17 protein-coding genes and 1 other RNA gene are annotated in these 16,647 nt (G+C 71.9%); 4 read left to right on the top strand and 14 right to left on the bottom strand.

The window, feature by feature from the left end:
* Positions 1-53: 53 nt before the first annotated feature.
* Both CCE02nite_RS05990 and CCE02nite_RS05985 read left to right on the top strand, forming a co-directional pair.
* Positions 54-386: a hypothetical protein gene (locus CCE02nite_RS05990; protein ID WP_141388736.1), complete on the top strand. Its 333-nt coding sequence runs from the start codon at positions 54-56 to the stop codon at positions 384-386.
* A complete protein-coding gene (locus tag CCE02nite_RS05985) occupies positions 386-1,003 on the top strand; it encodes a hypothetical protein (RefSeq protein ID WP_141388735.1) in 618 nt (205 codons plus the stop codon). The genes CCE02nite_RS05990 and CCE02nite_RS05985 overlap by 1 nt, the downstream gene beginning before the upstream one ends.
* 61 nt (positions 1,004-1,064) lie before the next feature.
* Here the strand turns inward: CCE02nite_RS05985 and CCE02nite_RS05980 are convergent, their stop codons facing one another.
* From CCE02nite_RS05980 to CCE02nite_RS05940, 9 genes are all read right to left on the bottom strand, one after another.
* A complete protein-coding gene (locus tag CCE02nite_RS05980) occupies positions 1,065-2,918 on the bottom strand; it encodes a DEAD/DEAH box helicase (protein ID WP_141388734.1) in 1,854 nt (617 codons plus the stop codon).
* A complete protein-coding gene (locus CCE02nite_RS05975) occupies positions 2,915-3,250 on the bottom strand; it encodes a DUF3039 domain-containing protein (protein ID WP_141388733.1) in 336 nt (111 codons plus the stop codon). Before CCE02nite_RS05975 ends, CCE02nite_RS05980 begins: the two co-directional genes overlap by 4 nt.
* A 184-nt stretch (positions 3,251-3,434) precedes the next feature.
* Complete coding sequence (gene nagB, locus CCE02nite_RS05970) at positions 3,435-4,217, bottom strand: glucosamine-6-phosphate deaminase (RefSeq protein WP_141388732.1); 783 nt, start codon at positions 4,215-4,217, stop codon at positions 3,435-3,437.
* Complete coding sequence (locus CCE02nite_RS05965; protein WP_255318665.1) at positions 4,217-5,245, bottom strand: ROK family protein; 1,029 nt, start codon at positions 5,243-5,245, stop codon at positions 4,217-4,219. The genes nagB and CCE02nite_RS05965 overlap by 1 nt, the downstream gene beginning before the upstream one ends.
* A 1-nt stretch (position 5,246) precedes the next feature.
* Positions 5,247-6,179, bottom strand: coding sequence for a carbohydrate ABC transporter permease (locus tag CCE02nite_RS05960; RefSeq protein ID WP_308463683.1), 933 nt, complete (start codon positions 6,177-6,179; stop codon positions 5,247-5,249).
* Entirely contained in the window at positions 6,176-7,132 is a 957-nt protein-coding gene (locus tag CCE02nite_RS05955; protein WP_141388731.1) for a carbohydrate ABC transporter permease, read from the bottom strand. The genes CCE02nite_RS05960 and CCE02nite_RS05955 overlap by 4 nt, the downstream gene beginning before the upstream one ends.
* 149 nt (positions 7,133-7,281) lie before the next feature.
* On the bottom strand, positions 7,282-8,589 hold the full coding sequence (locus tag CCE02nite_RS05950) for an extracellular solute-binding protein (protein WP_141388730.1): 1,308 nt from the start codon (positions 8,587-8,589) through the stop codon (positions 7,282-7,284).
* 198 nt (positions 8,590-8,787) lie between these two features.
* The gene (locus tag CCE02nite_RS05945; RefSeq protein WP_082141568.1) at positions 8,788-9,948 is read right to left on the bottom strand and encodes an ROK family transcriptional regulator; all 1,161 of its coding nucleotides are present in this window, start codon (positions 9,946-9,948) and stop codon (positions 8,788-8,790) included.
* A 131-nt stretch (positions 9,949-10,079) separates the two neighbouring features.
* Positions 10,080-11,015, bottom strand: a complete 936-nt coding sequence (locus CCE02nite_RS05940) for a PfkB family carbohydrate kinase (RefSeq protein WP_141388729.1) — start codon at positions 11,013-11,015, stop codon at positions 10,080-10,082.
* 92 nt (positions 11,016-11,107) lie between these two features.
* On the opposite strand from CCE02nite_RS05940, the gene CCE02nite_RS05935 reads away from it, so the two are divergent.
* A complete protein-coding gene (locus tag CCE02nite_RS05935; RefSeq protein ID WP_141388728.1) occupies positions 11,108-12,094 on the top strand; it encodes a DUF4349 domain-containing protein in 987 nt (328 codons plus the stop codon).
* On the top strand, positions 12,087-12,449 hold the full coding sequence (locus tag CCE02nite_RS05930; RefSeq protein WP_141388727.1) for a hypothetical protein: 363 nt from the start codon (positions 12,087-12,089) through the stop codon (positions 12,447-12,449). Before CCE02nite_RS05935 ends, CCE02nite_RS05930 begins: the two co-directional genes overlap by 8 nt.
* Before the next feature lie 82 nt (positions 12,450-12,531).
* Here the strand turns inward: CCE02nite_RS05930 and ssrA are convergent.
* The 5 genes from ssrA to ftsX all read right to left on the bottom strand — a co-directional run bounded on the left by ssrA (position 12,532) and on the right by ftsX (position 16,536).
* Positions 12,532-12,898, bottom strand: a transfer-messenger RNA (tmRNA) gene (ssrA, locus tag CCE02nite_RS05925).
* Between the two features lie 138 nt (positions 12,899-13,036).
* A complete protein-coding gene (locus tag CCE02nite_RS05920; protein WP_141388726.1) occupies positions 13,037-13,450 on the bottom strand; it encodes a hypothetical protein in 414 nt (137 codons plus the stop codon).
* A gap of 103 nt (positions 13,451-13,553) precedes the next feature.
* Complete coding sequence (gene smpB, locus CCE02nite_RS05915) at positions 13,554-14,024, bottom strand: SsrA-binding protein SmpB (protein ID WP_047234045.1); 471 nt, start codon at positions 14,022-14,024, stop codon at positions 13,554-13,556.
* A 207-nt stretch (positions 14,025-14,231) separates the two neighbouring features.
* Positions 14,232-15,623, bottom strand: a complete 1,392-nt coding sequence (locus CCE02nite_RS05910) for a M23 family metallopeptidase (RefSeq protein ID WP_141388725.1) — start codon at positions 15,621-15,623, stop codon at positions 14,232-14,234.
* 1 nt (position 15,624) lies between these two features.
* Entirely contained in the window at positions 15,625-16,536 is a 912-nt protein-coding gene (gene ftsX, locus CCE02nite_RS05905; protein ID WP_141388724.1) for a permease-like cell division protein FtsX, read from the bottom strand.
* Between the last annotated feature and the right edge of the window lie 111 nt (positions 16,537-16,647).

The following is a 16,647-nucleotide window of genomic DNA, read 5'->3' as shown; positions in this document are numbered from 1 at the left end:
TTAAGGACGCGCACTAATGGAGGTGCCGGACGAGTCGGAGGTAGGGGTACAGCATGAAGACGTCCTTCAAGGCAGCCGTCGTCGCCCTCGTGGTGGCGGCGTCTCTCCTTTCCGGCGCGAGCACCGCGTCCGCCAACGTGAACGCGTACCCCGACACGAGCTGCTCGGCGGCGTCGGGCGGTTCATGGGTCGCCGGGACCTCGAAGTACAGCGTGAGCATCTGGGCCCCGGGGAGGAGCCGGATCGGTTCCCCGTCGGGCAGCTACAACTGGGGGACCTCCACCACGAAGACCTACCGGTACAACGCCTACGGCGTCCGCTCGGGCGAGTGGATGGTGTGGGGTGGCGGATCCACCCTGTCGATCAGCAAGGGCTGCATCTACTGATGCGCCGTCCGCCACGACGGCTGCCCGGGATCCTCGGATCCCGGGCAGCCCGGCGGTTCGGGTACCGCCTGCCCGCGACGGTCGGGGTGTGCTCGCTGCTCCTCTCCGTCGCGGCATGTGCTGCCGGTCCGGGGCCGGTCGAGCCGACGCGCACGACGACGTACGAACGCCCCGCCTGGATGGACGAACAGCTCGCCGAGGACGCCCGCCTGGTCGCTCGACAGTCCCGTTGTCTCACGGACCAGGGCGTCGAGTACCAGACGGACGAGCTCGGCGGCTTCTCCGCGAAAGACCCTGCCCTCGCCACAGCGCTCGACGACGCGCTCGACGCGTGCACGCGATCCATCCTCGGCTCCGCCTACCGCGCCCCGTTGACCACGAGCCAGCTCCACGGCCTCTACGAGCGCCAGCTCGACACGAGAGAGTGCCTGCTCGCCCAGGGCTACTCGATCCCCGAACCCGTCAGCGAGTCCGAGTTCGTCGCGTCGCAAGGAATGGCGTGGAGCGCCTACGAGGCGTTCGTCGGCGCACTCGGCACACTGCCGGTCGAGCGCGCCGAGGCCGAGCAGCTGCGGATCAACACCGCATGCCCGCAACCCGGGCTCGCCGGGCTGTGATCGCGGTGCCGACCGCTGCCGGCCGCGACTCCCCGGCAGGGCGCCGCGCCCACGAAGGGCCTCATCGCTTGCCGACGAACCAGCCGCGGACGGTCGCGACGCGGGCGTCGAGCTGTTCGACCGTCGCGAGCGGCACCTCGGGTCCGCCGCAGCGGCGACGCAGCTCGGTGTGCACCGAGCCGTGCGGCTGCCCGCTGCGGCGCGACCACGCGGACACGAGCTGCTGGAGCTCCTTGCGGAGCTCGGCCGCCCGACGGTGGTCCATCTCGGACCGCTCGCGCTCCGCCGACTGCGTGGTCTTCGATCGGGCGCTGAGCTGGTCGGCCTGACGCTGGCGCAGCAGCGTGGTGACCTGGTCCGCGTCGAGGAGGCCGGGGAGACCGAGGAAGTCGAGCTCCTCGTCCGACCCGACGTCCGCGCCCGTGCCGAACTCGCCGCCGTCGAACAGCACGCGGTCGAACGAGGCCTGCGCCTCGAGCGCCTCGAACGAGCCCTGGACGAGCTCGCCCGACGCCTTGTCCTCCCGGTTCGCCTCCGCCAGCAGCGCGTCCTCGGGGTTGAACCCCTCGCCCTGCTCCTCCGCGGTGAGCGGCCGGTCGAGCGCGTGGTCGCGCTCGATCTCGAGCCCGTTCGCGAGCTCCAGCAGGTGCGGGACGCTCGGCAGGAACACCGACGCCGTCTCCCCCCGCTTGCGCGCCCGCACGAACCGCCCGACGGCCTGCGCGAAGAACAGCGGGGTCGCCGTCGAGGTCGCGTACACGCCGACGGCGAGGCGCGGGACGTCCACGCCCTCCGACACCATGCGCACGGCGACCATCCACCGACCGTCGCCGTCGGAGAACTCCTCGATGCGGCTGCTCGCCCCGTCGTCGTCCGACAGCACCACGGTCGGGGACTTCCCGGTGATCCGAGCGAGGTGGCCCGCGTAGGCGCGGGCGTCGGTCTGGTCGGTCGCGATGACCAGTCCCCCGGCGTCGGGGATCGCTCGCCGCACCTCGGTGAGCCGCTTGTCCGCCGCCGCGAGGACCGACGGGATCCACTCGCCGTTCGGGTCGAGCGCGGTGCGCCACGCCTGGCCCGTCATGTCCTTGGTGAGCGCCTCGCCGAGACGCGCGCTCACCTCGTCGCCGGCCTTGGTGCGCCAGCGCATGTTCCCCGAGTACGACAGGAACAGCACCGGCCGGACGACGTGGTCGCGCAGCGCGTCGCCGTAGCCGTACGTGTAGTCCGCGCGAGAGCGCCGGATGCCGTCAGGCCCGCGGTCGTACTCGACGAACGGGATCGCGGCGGTGTCGGAGCGGAACGGCGTGCCCGTGAGCGCGAGACGGCGCGTCGCGTCCTCGAACGCCTCACGCACCGCGTCGCCCCATGACAGCGCGTCGCCGCCGTGGTGCACCTCGTCGAGGATGACGAGCGTGCGGTCTGCCGTCGTGCGTGCCGCGTGCAGCGCGGGCTTGGCGGCGATCTGCGCGTAGGTCAGCGCGACACCGTCGTAGTGGGCGCCGTGCCGGCCCTGGCTGTTGCGGAAGTTCGGGTCGATGCGGATGCCGACGCGCGCGGCGGCGTCGGCCCACTGGTGCTTGAGGTGCTCGGTCGGCGCGACGACCGTCACCCGGCGCACGATCCCCTGCTCGAGCAGCTCGGTCGCGACACGCAGCGCGAACGTCGTCTTGCCCGCGCCGGGGGTCGCGACGGCGAGGAAGTCGCGCGGCGCGCGCGTGCGGTAGAGCTCGAGGGCCTCCGCCTGCCAGGCGCGCAGCTTCGACGCCGAGCCCCACGGGGCACGGCGCGGGAACGCGGGCGAGAGGTGCGAGGCCGCCGCCGAGGACGGGCTCTGGGGTGCAGGCGGGGTGGTCCTGCTACGGGTGTCGGGGACGGAGTGACCGGTGGACGTCGTATGGTGCTCCGCGCTCACTTGCCGGAGTCACCCTCGCCGTCCTGCGGGTCCCGCAGACCCTCGTAGATCTCCTTGCACGTGGGGCACACGGGGAACTTGTTCGGGTCGCGCCCGGGCACCCACACCTTGCCGCACAGCGCGATCACCGGCTTGCCGGAGAGCGCGGACTCCATGATCTTCTCCTTGCGCACGTAGTGCGCGAAGCGCTCGTGGTCGCCCGGCTCGGTCTGCTCGCGCGTCTCCTCGCGCTCGAGCACCCCGGTCGACGTGCCGGTCGTCGGCTCGGTCGCGGGGTTCCGGAACGGGTCCTCAGGACCCCCGGGGGGCGTGCTCGCACGGAGTTCGATCATGGAGGGAAGTCTACGTCGGTGCGCCGACACCCGTGCGGCGCGGCGTCGTCCGCGAGTGCCGCGAACCGCCCCGCAGGGCGACGAGAAGAGCCCGCCGGCGCGGCGGTCCAGGGGCGTGGACCGCGCGCCGACGGGCGGCTGTGCCTCGCGGGCGACGGCCCGCGAGAGTTCCTCGACAGATCGGCTACAGGCCCTGCCAGTCGGGCTTGGACGCGTACGTCTGGCGGTAGTAGTCACCGAGCTGCAGGCGCGAGGCCGCCGCGTCGTCGACCAGCACCGTGGCGTGCGGGTGCATCTGCATGATCGTCGCGGGCCACAACGCCGAGATCGGGCCCTCCACGAGCTGGTGCACCGCCTCCGCCTTGCCCTTGCCCGTGGCCAGCAGCACCAGGTGCCGCGCCGACATGATCGTCGCCAGCCCCTGCGTCAGGCAGTGCCGCGGCACCTGGTCCACGTCGTCACCGAAGAACCGCGCGTTGTCCTCACGGGTCTGCGCCGTCAACGTCTTGATCCGCGTGCGCGAGGCCAGGGACGACCCCGGCTCGTTGAACGCGATGTGCCCGTCCGTCCCGATCCCCAGGATCTGCAGGTCCACACCCCCCGCACCCGCGATCGACTCCTCGTAGGCCGCGCACGCCGCGACCAGGTCCGCCGCGTTGCCGTCCGGGCCCTGCACCGCACCCGGGGCGAAGTCCACCCGCGAGGCGATCTCGGTCTCGATCACGTTCCGGTACCGCTCGGGGTGCTCCACGGGCAGGCCCACGTACTCGTCCAGCATGAAGGCCTTCGCCCCCGCGAACGACAACCCCTCCTCACGATGACGCCGCGCCAGCTCGTCGTACACCCTCAACGGCGACGAACCCGTCGCCAGCCCCAGCACCGCCTCCGGCCGCGACCGCACCACCTTCTCGACCGCGTCCGCAGCCAGCACCGCCAACCGCTCCGCAGGAGCGATCACGACCTCCATCACTTCACCTTTCGACGGCCGACGAGGGCAGCGCCCACCGCGGCGACGGGCACGTCCGCCGGAGCGAGCGAGACCCGCTCGGCGAGACGCAACGAGGACAGGAACGGGGACGTGCTCGACTGCGCGTCGAGCGCGGCGCGCACGGCGTCCAGGAGCGGCTGCCCCAGGGCGGACACACCGCCACCGAGGACGACGTGCCGGACGTCGACCGTCAGCTCGAGGATCCGCACCGCGGAGGCGACGGCGGACGCGAACTCGTCCCTGATCCGGATCGCCTCCGGGTCGCCCGCCGCGGCCGCGTCGAACAGCTCCGCGGGCGCGGGCCGACCGTGGCGCGACGGCCACCGGGCGGACACCGCGGAGCCCGAGGCGTAGACCTCGACGCACCCGCGCTGGCCGCACGCGCACTCGGGGCCGTGCGGGTCGATCGGGATGTGCCCGATCTCGCCCGCCGCGCCGCTCACGCCTCGACGCAGCTCGCCACCGAGCACGATCCCGGCGGCCAGACCGGTGCCCAGCGCGAGGAACGCGAGGTCCGACCCGTCGTCCCCGCGCAGGTGCGAGGCACCGAGCGCGGCGACGTTGAGGTCGTTGTCGACCTGGACCGGAAGGCCCCCGAGCTCCGCCGACAGCGCCTCCGCCAGAGCGAAGCGCCCGCCCTCGATCCCGAGGTTGACGGCGTGCATGACGGAGCCGTCCTCGGGGTCCACCAGTCCCGGCACGCCGACGCCGACGCCGTCGACCTCGGCGAGCTCGACGCCGGCACGGCGCACCACCTCGCGGACCGCGCGGGCCGCGCTGGACACCACGCCCTGCGGGCCGCGCACGGTCGGCAGGCGCAGGGTCTCCCGCGCGACGCCGTCGGGTCCGAGGAAGGCGGCGAGCACCTTGGTCCCGCCGATGTCGAGACCGACAGCGTTCCCGGTCGCCGCGGAGTCGCACCGCGGCGTGCCGCCGGGACCGGGTCTCCCGGCCAGGGCTGCGGCCGCCTCGCCGTTCAGCGAGGCAGCCGTGCTCAGGTCGCTCACGTCAGCCCTTCACCGCACCCGAGACGAGGCCACCGGTCATCCGACCCTGGACGATGAGGAAGAAGATCACCACGGGCACCGCGATGATCACCGAACCCGCCATGAGCGCTCCCCAGTTGGTCGCCTGCGTCGCCTGCTGGAAGGTGCGCAGCCACACGGGCAGCGTCATCGACTCGGGGCGCTGCATGATGATCAGGGCCATGACGAACTCGTTCCACGCCTGGATGAACGCGAACACACCCGTTGCGACGAGCCCGGGCGCGAGCAGCGGGAACGTGATCTTCCAGAACGCCCGGCCGCGCGAGCAGCCGTCGATCATGGCGGCTTCCTCGAGCTCGGCAGGAACTCCGTTGACGAACCCGCGCAGCGTCCAGATCGTGAAGGGCAGCACGCCGGACACGTAGACGATCCCCAGACCGACGACGGTGTTGAGCATCTGCCAGCCGTCGATGATCCGGAAGATCGAGATCATCATCGCCTCGCCCGGGATCATCTGGACCACGAGGATCGCGATGATGAAGGCGCGGCGGCCCTGGAACCGGAACCGCGTCACGGCGAGCGATGCGAGGAACCCGAGCACCATCGCGATGATGAGCGTGAAGAAGGTCACCATGATGGAGTTCCCCATAGCCGGAGGCAGCGGGGCCCGCGACGTGTCGGTCCATGCCGACACGTAGTTGTTCAGGGTGAAGACGTCCGGCGTCGGGAAGAAGTGCAGGTCCGTGCCGCGGATGAGGCTCGACGGCAGGAACGACGTGTTGATCATCCAGTAGACCGGGAAGACCGAGGCCACGAAGACGACGATCGCGATGATCGCGAAGCCGACGTTGGCGGCCTTCTTGCGCTGCGTCTCGCGGCTCTTGCGCGGCGCAGGCTTGCCCGCGGCCGAGGCGTGCCGCACCGAGGCCCGGGGGGTGGTCGAGATGGTGCTCACAGTTCTTCCTCCCGGATCGTCTGGCGCACGTAGTAGAAGGAGATGGCGAGCATGATGAAGACGAAGATCACCGAGATCGCGCCGGCCAGCCCGTAGTGACCCTGGGCCATACCCATCTGGTAGATGTACACGCCGATCGTGTTCGTCTTCTCGCGGTCACCACCCACGCCCTGGAGCGCGTAGATCTGTGTGAACACCCGCAGGTCCCAGATGATCGACAGGACGATGAGCACCGTGATGATGCTGCGCACGTACGGGATCATGATGAGCCGGAAGCGCTGGAACGGGCCCGCGCCGTCGAGCTGCGCGGCCTCGAGCACCTCGCCGGGGATCTGCGTGAGGCCCGCGTACATCGTGAACGCGACGAACGGGATCGCGCCCCACACGATGATGATCGTGGCGATGAGGAAGAACTGGAGCGGGTTGAGGAGCCAGGAGTGGCCCATCCAGTTGTCGCCCGTGATCTTCGTCAGCAGGTTGTTGATGACGCCGTACTGGGTGTCGAAGATCCAGCCCCAGACGATCGTCGCGGCGAGTGCCGGCATGGCCCAGGCCAGCAGCAGCCCGACGGAGACGAGCAGGCGGAAGCCCTTGCCGAGCCGCATCATGAGCAGCGCGATGAGCGTGCCCAGGACCATCGTCAGCGTGACGCAGACGACCATGAAGACGAAGCTGCGCAGCAGCACGGTCCAGAAGCCGTCGACGTCCGTGAGGACCTGGACGTAGTTGTCGAAGCCGACCCACTCGGCGGGCTGGCCCATGAGCTGGGCCCGCTCGTACTCCTGGAACGACATGACGATCAGTCGGACGATCGGGTACCCGACCAGGACCCCCAGCACGACGAGGCTGGGGACGAGGAGCGTCCAGGGGAGGACCGGCGGACGCCGCTTCTTGGGGGGCCGCACCGGCGCGCCGGAGCGCTCGGTGCGGGGTTCGAGGGTGGTTGAGCTCATTTCCTCACTCCGTCAGGGGTGCGCGGTGGTGCGCGGAGACGTGCCGACGGCCCGTCGTGGGAAGGGGTGGGGGCTCCTGAAGGAGACCCCACCCCTGACGGCTCGAGCCTCCGGTGGCGCCCGGACGGGCCGAGCGCCACCGGTCGGGCTCAGCTGTTGAGGATCTCCTCGATCTTCGCGTCCAGGTCCGCGGCGACGGTCTTGACGTCGTCACCGTTCGCGATCCGCGTGAAGGCGGTCTGGAGCACGTTCTGCGCCTCGACGTCGGCCCACTTGGGCGACGGCGGGGTGAGGCGCGTGTTCGCCGCGGCGGCGACGCCGGCCTGGGCGATGGGGTTGTCCTGCGGGACAGCGCTCGAGAGCGAGACGCGGGCCGGGATGAGGCCGTTCTCCGCGAGGATCGTCTGGTACTCGTCGCTCATCATGATCTCGAACGCCTTGAACGCGAGCTCAGGGTTGTTCGACTTCTGCGCGACGGCGATGTTCGAGCCACCGGCGAAGACCTGCGCGGTCGTGCCGGCCTCCTTGCCCGGGAGCGGGAAGGCCGTGAGGTCGGCGCCGTAGGTCGAGGCGCAGCCGGGGACGCCGTCCGGCGTCTCGGGCTCCTCCGGAGCGTTGATGGACCACTGGATCCACGTGGGCGCCGAGAGGAACGCGACGTTGCCCTCGCAGAACGGCACCTGGAGGTCGGTCTCCTGACCGTCCTTCGGCGCGAGCGACGCGTTGAGCATGAGGTCCTGGACCTGCGCGAGGCCGGCGAGGCCGCCCTCGGACGAGAAGCCGGCCTCCCACTCGCCGGCGTCGTTCTGCTCGGCGATGAAGCCGCCGTTCTCCCACACGAACGGGAGCGCGTTGTACCAGTCCTGGCCGGGCCAGTAGACGCCCGAGCGCGTGTCGGTCTTGAGCGACTTGCCCAGCGTGACGTACTCGTCGAGCGTCGTCGGGACGGTGATCTCCGAGCCGATGGCAGACGGCGAGTAGAAGACGGCGCGCGAGCCCGCGTAGTACGGCAGGGCGTAGTGCTTCTCGTCCCAGTCGCCGGCCTCGACGAAGCCCTGGAGCAGGTCGTCGCCGCCGAAGGACTGGAACTCCTCCTCCGTGATCTCACGGAAGAAGCCCGCGGAGGTGAACGCCGGGGACTGCGTGTTGCCGACCTCGACGACGTCCGGGCTGTCGGAGCCCGAGAGCGAGGTCGTCAGCTTGTCGACGAGGCCGGTCCAGGACTGCTCCTCGATCGTGAGGGTGCTGCCCGGGTTCTCCTCCTCGAAGGTCGTCTTGAGGTACTCGCGAGCGGCGTCGGGCGTGTCCGAGCCGTTGAGCCAGACGCGGATGTCGCCGGTGGCGGCCTCGTCCGAGCCGGTGTCGTCGCTCCCGCCGCCGGTGCTGCAGGCGGTCAGCGCGAGCGCCAGGGTGATCGTCGACGCCACGGAGGCGACGACGAGACGGTTCCTCTTCACTGGGTGCTTCCTCTCGGTGTTTCTTGGTGGCGGCGTCGGTGACGCCACCGGAGGTGTGGCAGGAGTCCTGCGTAATAGAGCACGTGCAGGGGTACTGCGTTCCTGGGGATGCTGCTCTGGGGTTCCCAGGAGGTCTGTGGGGCGGGGCCGGGGCCCGGCCCCGGTCGGGCGGTGGGGGTCAGTCCGAGCGTCGTCGGCTCATGAGACCCCCAGCTGTCCGGACAGGACGAGGACGGCCGCCCCGGCAAGGACGACGTCTTCGTCGAGCGTGGCCATCCGCACCTGGAGCCCGCTGCCGATGACCGGCATCGTGCGGGAGCGGATGGTCTCGAACGCTGCCTCGCGCAGGGGGCCGTCGAGCAGGTCCGCAGGACCGCTGACGAGCACCTCCGCGAGGTTGAGCGCGCTGACGACAGGGGCCAGAGCGATGCCCAGCGTCCTGCCCACCGACGCCAGGACGGCGTCGGAAGCCTCGGTGTCGAGCCCGTCCACCGCGCGCCGCAGGGCCGGCACGGACAGGACGGTCTCCAGGCAGCCGCGGCGCCCGCAGGCGCACGGCTCGCCGTCGTCGACGACGGTCACGTGGCCCAGCTCGCCGGCCGCGTCCGCGTGCCCGCGCACCCGTGCGCCGTCGACCATGATCCCGGCGCCGACGCCTTCGCCCACGGTGAGGACGAGCAGCCCGTCGCCGGCCGCGCCGCCGAACGTGAACTCGCCGAGCGCGGCGATGTTCGCGTCGTTGGCCACGTGGACGGCGAGGCCGAGCCGCTCGGTGAGCTGCGCGGCGAGCGGGACGTCGTACCATCGACGGTTGGGCGCCTCGATGACGCGCCCCTCGGCGTCGACGACGCCGGGCGAGCCGATCCCCACGCCGATGACCGGCTGGGTCGCGGACGCGATGAGGCCGCGGCAGAAGCGCGTGAGGAGGTCGACCAGCTCGGTGCCGGTCCGACCGTCGACCGCCAGGCTCTGGCGGACGACGAAGTCGCCCGTGAGCGTGAGGACCGCGCCGCGCAGCACCTCGTCGTCGGTGAGGTCCACGGAGACGATCTGGTACGCGCTCGTGCGCATCCCGACGAGGATCGCGGGCTTGCCGACGCGCTGGCCCGGGCGGACGCCGAGCTCCTCGACCAGGCCCTCGGCGATGAGCACGGAGACGAGGTCGGAGATGGTCACGCGAGTGAGGGACGTGGCGCGCGCCAGGTCGGCGCGGGAGGTGGGCCCCTCGTGGAACAGGTGCTGCAGCACGAGGGACCGGTTGTGGGCCCGAGCGTGCTCGGGCAACACCTTCGAGGTCGGCCTGAGCCCTGTGCTCAGACGCCTCCTCGGTGCTCCGGTCCCGGTGACTGCCGTTGTCATGTTTGTTAGTAGACTGCCTTTACTAAGTGGCTGTCAACTTCCTCGCGGCTTCGTGACCGAAATGTTGCCGATCGGCCGGCACCCCGGGACCTGGGTCCCGTCCGGGGCGGCCCGTCGGCCCGCCCGTCGCCTCAGGGCGCCGCGCCGAACCAGCCCCGCGCGCCCGGGTGCTCCACCGAGCGCGACGCGATCACGACGGCCCGCTCGAGCGCGACCCGCCACGACGCACCGCGCGCCGCCTCCGCCGCGAAGGCCCCGTGGACCACGTCCCCCGCTCCGAGCGTGTCGACGACGCGCTCCGGCTCGGGCACCGCGACGTCGTACCGCTCCCCCGCGTCGAGCACCTCGACCGGACCCGGACCGCGGGTACGGGCGACGAACCGCGGACCGAGCGCCGCGACCGCGGCGAGCACGTCGCCCGCACCGACCCCCGGCTGCCGGAAGTCCGCCGACACCACGACCGCGTCGCACGCGCCGATCATCTCCGCGGCGTCCGGCTTCCACGACCCGCCGTCGAGCACGACGGCCGCGCCCCGCTCGCGGGCCTCGCGCGCCACCGCGAGAGCGAGACCGGGCAGATGCCCGTCCAGCAGCAGGACGTCGCCCTCCCCGACGCCGTCGAGGAGCCCGGGGCCGCCCGCCGCCGCGCGGGCCGCGAGGTCGCCGAACCCGGACGCGTTGGTGCTCACGACGGCCCGTTCACCGGTGGCCCGCGTGACGAGCACGGTCGAGACCGCGAGGCGTCCGCCGGCCGACCCGGCCGCGGCGTCGACGAGCTCGATCCCGCAGTCCGCGAGCTCGCGACGCACGACCTCCGCGAGCGGTCCGCCCCCGACGGCGGTGACGAGCCGCGTCGGGACGCCCAGCGCGACGGCGGTCGCCGCGGCGTTGGCCGCAGGCCCCCCGAAGGTCGCGGTGACGGACCGCGCGACGACCTTCTCGTCGGGTCGAGGCAGCGCGTCGACGACCTGGACGACGTCGAGGGTCACGAGACCGCAGCACACGAGCACGCGACCATCCTGCCGTGCCAGAGCCAGGGACTGCGCCGCCGTCCACGTCCGGGGCATCGCGCTGCGGTTGGATCACGACCAGTTCACAAGACGGTCACGATGTCGCGCGCGGTGTCCGGTTCGCACGCTTGGCCCCCTACTCTCGCAGCATGCGGACCACTCGCCCCCTCGCCGTCGTCGCGGGGCTCCTGCTCGGCGGCGCTCTCCTGGCGGGCTGCTCCGCGTCCTCGGGCGACATGGCGTCGCTCTCCGTCGACGACGGTGGTGCGGTCTCGGAGGTCGCGGGGGGTGGCGTCGCGGACGCCGCCGAGGACGTGTCCTCGGGGATCGCCCCGGGCGACGAGGACGCCGCCGTCGCCGCGGCGGAGCGGGAGATCGTCACCACGGGGTCGGTCACGGTCGTGGCCGACGACCCGGCGGCCGCGGCCGACGCGGTCGCCGACCTCGCGGAGAGCGCGGGCGGCCGGGTCGAGAGCCGGCGGCAGTCGGAGCCCGAGGGCGACGCACGCGCGTCCGCGGAGCTGACGATCCGGGTGCCGTCGACGCAGACGACCGCCACCGTCGACGCCCTCGACCAGGTGGGCGAGGTGCGCGACCTCTCGATCGAGGCCGTCGACGTGACCGGGACCGCTCGCGACCTCGACGCGCGGGTCGACGCCCTGACGACGTCCGTGGAGCGGCTGCGCACCCTCATGGGTGACGCCGCGACGACCGCGGACCTGCTCGCCGCGGAGCAGGAGCTGACGACACGACAGGCCGAGCTGGAGTCGCTCCAGTCGCAGCGAGCGGCGCTCACGGACCAGGTCTCGATGTCCACCCTGCACGTCACCGTCGTGGAGGTCGTGCCGACCGAGCGGCTCGCCCCCGGCGGCTTCCTCGGGGGCCTGCAGAACGGGTGGAACGCCCTGCTCACCACGCTCAACGGGCTGGTCGTCGTCCTCGGCGCCCTCCTCCCCTGGCTCGTGGTCGCCGGGGTGGTGCTGCTCGTCGTGCGCTGGGTCCTGCGCCGGTTCCGTCGGCGAGCCCAGGACGGCGGCACGCCGTCGGCAGACGCCGACCGCCCGGGGCCCGACGACGGCCCCGACGCTCCCGCCGCGAGTCGCGGGCCGCTCGTCGGGGCGTCCACCCATGACTGACCCGACGATCGCCGAGACCCCGTCGACCGGGCGCGTCGCCCGCCTCTGGCACGATGCGGACGACGGCGGGCCGCGGCCGGTCGGGCACCTCGTGACGCGCGTGTGCACGCACTGGGACACCGTCGGGCCGTACGCCTTCCCGCGGCACGTGAACCCCGAGCCGCGCGTCCAGTGGCGCGCCCACCTGGACGATGCCGACCCGGCCCTGGCCGAGGACCTGTACAGCGACGACCCCGAGGCACCGCCGCTCCCGCGTGAGGACGGCGACGACCTCGTCGTGCGGGGGCGCCGGCTGCGGGTCGAGTGGCTCGGCGGCGAGGAGGCGGCCTCCGCCTGGGCGCAGCACGGCTGGTGACGGGCGACCCGTCACGGGCCGCGGAGGACCCGCAGGGACGACGGCGGCCCGCACCCTCGAGGGGTGCGGGCCGTCGCCGCAGGGGTGGAGGTGCGGGGAATCGAACCCCGGTCCGGTGACGCCGATCGAGGACTTCTCCGGGCGCAGTCTGCTGTCGTTTTTCTCGGCCCCCGCACTCACGCAGACAAGATGCGGACGGGCTCAGTCACCTGAAAGTCCCCGCAGCCCCGATGACGAGGACTGCGAGCAGTGGCTCTCTAGATGACGCCAGGATCCGAGTCGAGAGCTAGCTCGGGCTGACGGACTTCGGGGCTCGCTCAGGCGGCGAGGGCGAAGTCGGTGCGCTTGTTATCGGCACCTGTGTTTTGCAGACATCGTTAACGAGATAAGCCTGCATCCTCGGCCCGCTTCTCCTCGAAGCACGACCACCGTCGAAACCGATCACCCCCTGTGGAGTTGTCAATCACTGCGCGGCTCCCGGGCGGAACCGGTCCTCGCTCAGCAGGACAAGCCTACGGGATGAACGCCGGTCGCCGCACCGATATTTCCGCACCTCCCGGACGCGGCCCGGCTCGCCACGCCGGCGACTACTTCTTGCGGCTCAGTGCGTCCACGAGCAGACCGCCCGCGATCCCGAGGAGGAACACGTCCTTGGCGAGCCCCGTGCCCTGCTCGGTCGGCCGCACCCCGTCCTCGCGCGTCATGCCCGGGGTCTTCAGGTACATGCCCACGAGCCCCGCCGAGAAGACGCCCAGGCCCACGGCCACCAGCCCGGTGGGGACGAACGGGGCGACGAGCGCCGCGCCGAGCGCGATCTCCGTGGTCGAGAGCGCCTTGGTGAACTGCTGGGGCTCGACGTCCCCGAGGAACGAGTACGTCCCCGCCGCCATGCCGTGGATCCCCTGCGCGGTCGCCTCGTCCGCGCCGCGCTTGTTCAGGCCGGAGTTGAGGATGTACGCGCCCGCCGCGAGGCGCGGGATGTACTGACGGAGCTTGACCATGGGGCCTCCTGGTTCGTGGTCGTCGTCTCGCCCTCGACCGTACGTCGAGGGCGACGACGTCACCAGCGGGTGGGGCCGTCGTCGACCCGGAGGGCCCCCGGGGTCAGCGCAGCTCGCGCTGTCGCATGGCGCGCTGCGCCTCGCGGTTGTCCTGCTTCTCGCGCAGGGCCTGCCGCTTGTCGTACTCCTTCTTGCCGCGGGCGAGCGCGATCTCGACCTTGGCCCGCCCGTCGAGGAAGTACAGCGCGAGCGGCACGATCGTGTGGCCCTTCTCGCGCGTCTTGGACTCGAGGCGCAGGATCTCCTCCTTGTGCAGGAGCAGCTTGCGCTTGCGACGCGGGGCGTGATTGTTCCACGTGCCCTCGGTGTACTCGGGGATGTGGACGTTCTCGAGCCAGGCCTCGCCCCGGTCGACGGCGACGTAGCCGTCGACGAGCGAGGCCCGCCCCATCCGCAGCGCCTTGACCTCGGTGCCCGACAGGACGATCCCCGCCTCGTACACGTCCTCGATCACGTAGTCGTGGCGTGCCTTGCGGTTGCTGGCGACGACCTTGCGGCCGGTGTCCTTCGCCATCCGTGTCCTACCGTCCTTCGCTGTCGTGTCGTCGCCCGTGGCGCCCGCATCCGATCCCGCCGTGCCGGCGCCGGTCGCGGGGCCGTCGTCGTGCCGGCGCACCAGAGTACGGGTGCCCGACGACGCCCGGTACCGATTATCCCCCGCGGCCGGACGCGTCGGGGGCGGACCGCGGCCGCGACACGGCCGGGTTCGAGCGGGCGCCGGTCAGCCCAGGACCGACATCGGGTCGATGGTGGACCCGTTGACGTACACCTCGAAGTGGAGGTGGCACGCCCCCGAGAGCCCGGTGTTGCCCGAGTAGCCGATGACCTTGCCCTTCTCGACCTTCTGCCCGGAGGAGACCGCGAAGCGCGTGAGGTGGTTGTAGCTCGTCATGAGGTTCTTGCCGCCGACCGTGCCGTGGTTGATCAGCACCTGGTTGCCGAAGCCGTTGCGCCACTGGGCGTGGACCACCGTGCCCGGCCCGGCCGCCATGATCGGGGTCCCGCAGTAGGCGCGCAGGTCGGTCCCGGCGTGCATGCGGTAGTACCCGAGGATCGGGTGCAGCCGCATCCCGTAGCTCGACGTCACGTGCGGGACCGCGGTCGGGTACGACAGGAAGCTCGAGATGCTGCCTCGGTCGCCCCCGGACGAGGACCCGCCACCCCCTCCTCCGCCGCCACCGCCACCACCGCCGCCGCCGCCCGACGACCCGCCGCCACCGGACGACTGCTGCTGCTGGCGCCGCGCCTCCGCCTCGGCCGCCTTGCGGTCGCGCTCCGCCTGCTCGGCGATGATGCCCTTGATCTCCTGCTGCAGAGACTGCTGGGCGGCCTCGTTCTCAGCGACCTTCGCCTCGGCCGCGGCCTTGCGCTCCTCGATCGTCGCCTTCTTCGCCTGCTGGTCGACGATGAGCTGCTCGACCTCGGCCTTGCGGTCCGCCGCGGCCTTGCGTGCCGCCTCCGCGGCCACGAGGTTCTCGTCCGCCTGCTTCTTCAGGTCGGCGACCGTCTCGCGTACCGCCTGCAGGCGCGCCTCACGGTTGCGCGCGACCGACTCCGCCTCGAGGAGGTCCTGGAGCGACCGGGACTGGCTGCGCGCCGCCGTCGACGAGACCGCGTACTCCTCGATGAACTCCTCGGTGCTCTCCGCGCCCGTGACGATGCCGAGGCTCGACACGTCACCCTGACCGCGGTACGCCTGACGCGCCATCTCCGCGATGCTGGACTTCGCGTCGGCGACCTCGGTCGCGCCGCGCTCGATCTCGGCGCTGATCGCGGCCTCCTGCCCGAGCGCGTCCTCGAGCCGCTGCGCGAGCAGCTCCGCCTCGCGCTGGGTCCGCTCGACCTCGGCCTCGGCGGCGTCCAGCTCGGCCTGGGCGACGGGCAGTCGCGCCTCGATCGCCTGGAGGTCGACGACCGCCTGCGCGAGCTCGGCGTCCGTGTCCTCGAGCTCGGACTGGAGCTGCTCGCGGTTGCCGAGGATCTCGGACTGGCGCCGTTCTGCTGCCGCGCGACGGTCGTCGATGTCGTCGGCGGAGGCCGACGCGACACCCCCCACGAGGAGCATCGTCGTGGCGATCAGGGCCGCGGTCGCGCGGCGGAGGTCCCGGGTCATCTCACACCCTCGTGTGCCGGTTGAGCGTGACGACCGAGGACACGGCCGCCAGCAGGAACGCGATGCCGACGAGGACGGGCGCGATGCGCAGCACGTCCGCCTCGTCGACGTAGGCCACCCACGTCACGGACTGCGACAACCAGTCGGTGACGAGGTACTTCACCCCCACCCACAGCCCGCCGACCGCGAGGAGCGCCCCCAGCACGGCCGCGATCGCCCCCTCGAGGAGGAACGGGAGCTGGATGAACAGGTTCGACGCCCCGACGAGCCGCATGATGCCGGTCTCGCGCCGTCGGCTCAGCGCCGACAGCCGGATCGTCGTCGTGATGAGCAGCACCGCGGCGAGGAGCATGACCGCGGCGAGCCCTGCGGCGAGGAGCGACGCTCGGTTGAGCGCGAGGAAGAGCGAGTCGAAGATGCGCCGCTGGTCCTCGACGACCTCGACGCCCGGGCGCCCGGTGACCACGTCGTTCACGACCTCGTAGTTCTCCGGGTTCGTGAGCTTGAGGCGGAAGGACGCCTGCATGTCGTCGACGGTGAGCTGCGTGCCGAGGTAGCCGTCCGGGTACCGCTCCTGGAACGCCGCGAACGCGTCGTCCTTGGACTCGAAGTACACGGTCTGGATCTCGTCGGCGAGCTCGGACTCGAACACGTCCTCGAGCGCGGCGATCTGGTCCGGGGTCGCCTCCCCCGCGGCGCACGTCGGCGACGGCGAACCGGTCGGGCACAGGAAGACGGACACCTCGACCTTGTCGTACCAGTCGTCCTTGAGCTTGCCGATCTGCGTCTGGAGGAGCATGGACGCGCCGACGAACGTCAGCGACACGAAGGTCACGAGCACGACCGAGACGGTCATCGAGACGTTGCGCCGCAGGCCCTGGCCGAGCTCCGCGAGGATGAACTGGAGTCGCACGCCGATCACTCCCCCGCCGTCGCCTCGACGTGGCGGCGCACCGAGCGTCGCGACGGCGGCTCGGACGTCTCCTCCGCGGCGTCCGGCCGGGCCGCGGCGGACTGCGCGCCC

This window comes from Cellulosimicrobium cellulans, assembly GCF_006539945.1.
Classification (GTDB): domain Bacteria; phylum Actinomycetota; class Actinomycetes; order Actinomycetales; family Cellulomonadaceae; genus Cellulosimicrobium; species Cellulosimicrobium cellulans.
This window is presented reverse-complemented; position numbering and strand designations above follow the sequence as displayed.